Origin of the sequence: Microbacterium paludicola (assembly GCF_039529675.1) — a bacterium.
GTDB lineage: Bacteria > Actinomycetota > Actinomycetes > Actinomycetales > Microbacteriaceae > Microbacterium > Microbacterium paludicola.
Genome location: NZ_BAAANG010000042.1, coordinates 1 through 4,744, shown reverse-complemented (window position 1 = coordinate 4,744; position 4,744 = coordinate 1). Strand labels below are relative to the sequence as shown.

Annotated in this window: 4 protein-coding genes; all 4 read left to right on the top strand. The window is 66.0% G+C overall.

What is annotated here, in order from left to right:
- Positions 1-509: hypothetical protein (locus ABD161_RS15410; RefSeq protein WP_344004970.1), on the top strand; the 509-nt coding region annotated here is incomplete at its 5' end.
- An 823-nt stretch (positions 510-1,332) separates the two neighbouring features.
- Positions 1,333-2,229, top strand: coding sequence for a LysR family transcriptional regulator (locus ABD161_RS15405; protein WP_344004967.1), 897 nt, complete (start codon positions 1,333-1,335; stop codon positions 2,227-2,229).
- Positions 2,230-2,356: 127 nt separating this feature from the next.
- Entirely contained in the window at positions 2,357-3,832 is a 1,476-nt protein-coding gene (locus ABD161_RS15400) for an MFS transporter (protein ID WP_344004964.1), read from the top strand.
- Between the two features lie 116 nt (positions 3,833-3,948).
- Positions 3,949-4,744: CaiB/BaiF CoA transferase family protein (locus ABD161_RS15395; protein ID WP_344004962.1), on the top strand; the 796-nt coding region annotated here is incomplete at its 3' end.

Here is a 4,744-nt window from a genome sequence, read left to right as displayed (position 1 = left end):
TCCGCTACCCTCGCGGAAGCGGCATAACCGAACCGACACCGTGTCCACGATCGAGGGTCAAGGCCCGTGTCACGGTGAAGACCGACGAACGGGAGATGACTGCGGGTCAATGGGCGGTGGCTGCAGCCATCGGTTCAGTCGGTGCCGCCCTGTTCGCTGCACTGACATCAGGGCTACTGTCGAACGACGTTGACGGGCCGTCCGGGACAACCTTCGTCATCTTCTTGCTCGGCTGGCTGGTACCCATGACGGGGTGGGCCGGCGCAGTGATCTCTCAACCGGGGAACGCCTCGGATAAGCCTGCGAAGAGTAATCCCCTTCACCAAGCCATGGCAGCTGCTTGCGGGGATCTGCTGATCTTCCTCGCGGTGCTATCGATAGTCCAACTCCTCGCCTCCAACCTCGCCGCGATGCCCATGTGGCCGTTGTTACTGTTCGCCATCACCGACGTGACCTTGAGGTACTGGCTCATCCGCCGGCACCGAGGTGGCGTCAGTACGCCGACCTAATAGGCAAGATCGCGGTCTTGATCTACCTCAGGCGATTCACAAGGTGTCATTTTCAGAACCCGCCTGCACTCACAACCCCAAGATTCCGGGGGCAGTGCAGTCGGCTTCTGAACTTTGGGGGCTCAGTAGTCGTGTGCACCAAGGTCGCGTCTGCTCAATAGTCCTGTTCCCTAAAAGGAAACGATCGCGGACGGCCCCTAGGCGACGAGGAGCATTCTCCATGGTCGAATCCTGCGATTGACCTGCGAGTCTTCGATGTCCTGTCTCGTGGCAGGGGCCCCATGCCGACCGTGTCAGGGTTACCCATGAGGGTCAGTGCAGTCCACTTCTGCATTAATTGCAGTCGGGCGTGGCTTTCGGCGATACATGGCGGTCTTCTGTGATCGCTTGGTGGCGGTTCCGGCCATGGGCTCAGGCGTGTCCGCAAGCGGATCCCTAATGGACACGCTTGGGCCTATGGTCGGGACCGCCACGAGGCGCACATAGGAGGTCGCCACAGTTCCCTGCCTTGGGCGGGGTCGGAGTCGATGGCCCCCATGCTTTCGTAGAGTCGCCGACCCGGCGGATCTGCGACCACGGTGACGTCGGGATTGGCCGGGCCTCCGGCGCGGAGCATGTCCAGTAGGTGCCGCAGGACCTGCCGGCCCCAGCCGAGGCGTTGGTGGGTCGGCGGGGGTCGCCATATCGGCGATGCGAAATACCATCCCCCCTCGTTGATGACCCGGGTCACCATAGCGCTACCCTCTGGACAGCATGTGACACCGGAGGGTGAGGCCAGTACGTCGTGACTATCGAGAGGAAGCCAGCTGTGGAATTCCGACACATGGAAGGCTTCGTCGCGACGGCGGAGGAACTTCATTTCGGGCGCGCTGCTGCCCGATTGCACATTGCCCAACCCGCGCTCAGCCAGCAAATCCGCGCGTTGGAAAAGGAACTCGGCGTTCAGTTGTTCAACCGGAACACGCGGAGCGTATGCCTGACGGAGGCGGGTATCGCCTTGCTGCCCGCGGCGCGAAAAGTCCTGGCGGATGTCGATTTAGCCAGGCGGGTGGCGGTCAGGGGTAGCGAGGACGTCGTGGGTCGGGTCAGGGTGGGCTTTGCCGGGGCCAGCAGCCGCAATGCCCTGCCGACATTGGCTCGGGCGGTCCGGGCCCGGCAACCCGGCATCGAGCTGTTCCTCGAGGGGCAGACCTACGCCGGGGCCGCGGCCCGGCGGGTGGCCGAAGGGACCCTGGACATCGGCTTCGCCCGGCGTCCCATCGGTATCCGGGGTCTGGCCAGCCATGTCTATGAGCGGGAGTCCCTGGTGGCCGCGCTGCCCTCCGACCACCGGCTGGCCGAACGGGACCGACTCCGGGTGGCTGACTTGGCCGAGGAGCCGTTCGTGACGTTTCCGGGCACGGGTGGCTCGAGCGTCCGCGACGCCCTGACCCATGCCGCGATGAACGCGGGGTTCAGCCCGCGGATCGTCCAGGAGGCACCGGATTCGTACACCATTCTCGGCCTGGTCGCTGCGGGCGTGGGCGTCACCATCACCGTGTCCTCGGTCCAACACATCGACACCCCCGGACTGGTCTACCGCCCCTTCAGTGACGACCTCCCGCAGCTGGAGGCCGTCCTCGTGTGGCGGACCGAAGGGACCAGCCGGGCCACGCAGGCCGTGCTGGACCTAGCCGCCGAGGTCCTGCCCACCCCGCCGGCACCCCCGAGCGATAAGTAAATCCACTAACACTGGTTACCATTATGTATTGGACGCTCTTGATGTCGGATGGCAACGTAGTGCAGGTCCCGCTGGCTGTGTGATGACTCACACGGCCTGCACCACACGACCCAACCTGGGAGTAGATGTGAACGCATCGAGCACCGCAGCGCCGGCCGACGCCGCCTTCCGCCAGAAAATGGCCCGCAAGGCCGGCATCGCGTCCTTCGCCGGAACGACCGTCGAATGGTACGACTTCTATGCCTACGGCACCGCTTCGGCCCTGGTGCTCGGCCGGCTCTTCTTCCCGAGCAGCGACCCGGCGGTCGGCACCTTGGCCGCCTTCGCCTCCTTCTGGGTCGGGTTCCTGGCCCGTCCCCTCGGCGGGGTGATCTTCGGTCACTTCGGTGACAAGTTCGGACGCAAGAACGCCCTGGTGACCACCATGCTCATGATGGGCGTCTGCACCACGGCCGTCGGCCTGCTGCCCACCTACGCCCAGATCGGTGTCTGGGCCACCCTCTTGCTGGTCTTCATGCGACTGATCCAGGGCATCGCCATGGGTGGTGAATGGGGCGGCGCTGTGGTCCTGGCCTCCGAGCACGCCCCCAAGGGCAAGGGCATCCTGTACGGTGCGTTCGCCCAGCAGGGTTCCCCCGCGGGCAACCTGCTGGCCACGGTCGTGTGGCTGGTGGTGGCGATGCTGCCCGACGAGCAGTTCTTCAGCTGGGGCTGGCGCGTCCCGTTCCTGCTGTCCGCCCTGCTGGTGGTCATCGGCCTGGTGATCCGCCTGTCCATCGAGGAATCCCCCGTCATGAAGGAACTCATGGTGGAGAAGAAGGTCGTCAAGACCCCCCTCGGCGAGCTGCTGCGCCGCCACAAGGCCATCATCGTCCTGGGCATCGGGGCCTGCATCATCGGCGTGGCCGCCACCTATTTCAAGAGCACCTTCTCCCTGGCCTGGGCCGTGGACGAGGGTTACTTCGAACGCGACGCGTTCCTGGGCATCATCACCATCTCCCTGGTGGTCCAGTTCCTGGCGCAGCCCTTCGGTGCCGTCATCGCCTCGAAGATCAGCCTGAAGAAGGCCGTGTCCATCCTGCTCATCCCCGAGCTGCTCGTGCTGCCGCTGATGTTCCCCCTGATTGCCACCGGCAACTTCGGGCTGGCCGCCGCCGGCATGGCCATCGCCACGTTGCCCCACTCCATGTACTACGCCGCCATGGCAGGCATCCTGGCGAAGTCCTACCCCGCAGGCATCCGCTACACGGGCATCTCGCTGAGCTACCAGATGAGCTCCACCATCTTCGCCGGAACCACGCCGCTGGTGGGCCAGTGGCTCCTCAACACCACCGGGTCGATCCTTTCCGTCATTGCCCTGTCCGTCGTCTACGTCGCGCTCACGCTCTTCTCCGTGATCGCACTGTTGCGCAAGTCCGAGCACCTGGCCACCACCTACGGTGAGTCCGACAGCTTCCACCAGGCCGCGCCGCCAGTCCGGGAGGACGCGACGACAGCCCCGGCAGCACCCGCTAGCCTCGCCACGGTCGCCCCCGAGCCAGGCATCGAGGCTCCCGAGACCGACACCGAGTTCCCCGCCCAGAAGAAGGTGCATTCCCTGTGACGTCACCGATGCCACGCACCTCCTCCCTCACGGCCACGAGTAGCACAGCCGCTGCTGTCCGATCCTTCCTAGACGCCTTCGGCCGCGAGGTCACCGGCCCGCTGGCCGGGATTGTGGTGGCCGATTTCAGCCGCATCCTCGCCGGGCCGTACTGCACCATGCTGCTGGCTGACCTGGGTGCCACCGTGATCAAGGTCGAGAGCCCCGCAGGGGACGACACCCGGCAATGGATGCCGCCGGTCCATGAGGGCCGCTCGACGTACTACCTGTCGATCAACCGGAACAAGCGCTCGATCGCCCTGGACTTCGGCGACCCCGACGACCTCACCGCCGCCCGGGACATCGCGGCCGGCGCGGACGTGGTGATCGAGAACTTCAAGCCCGGTGGGCTGGAGCGCTTCGGCCTGGACTACGACTCGGTGTCCCGGGTCAATCCGGCGGCGGTCTACGCCTCCATCACCGGGTTCGGCTCGGCCGGCGGCTCGTCGCTGCCCGGCTACGACCTGCTGGTTCAGGCCGCCTCAGGACTCATGTCCCTTACGGGCGAGTCGGACGGCCCGGGGTACCGGGCCGGCGTCGCTGTGTTCGACGTCATGACCGGGCTGCACGCCGCGACCGGGATCCTCGCCGCGCTGCACGAGCGTGGGCGCAGCGGCCGGGGTCAGCACGTGGAGGTAAACCTCATGTCCTCCGCGCTGTCCGGCATGGTCAACCAGACCGGCGGATTCGCCCTCAACGGGCAGGTGCCGTCGCGGATGGGCAATGACCACCCGAGCATCTTCCCGTACGGCCCGTTCCCGACCGGCGAGGGGGAGATCGTTTTGGCGATCGGCAACGACCGCCAGTTCAGGCAGCTGTGCTCCGAGCTGGGCCGGCCGAGTCTGGCCGAGGACGCCCGGTTCGCGGCCGCCC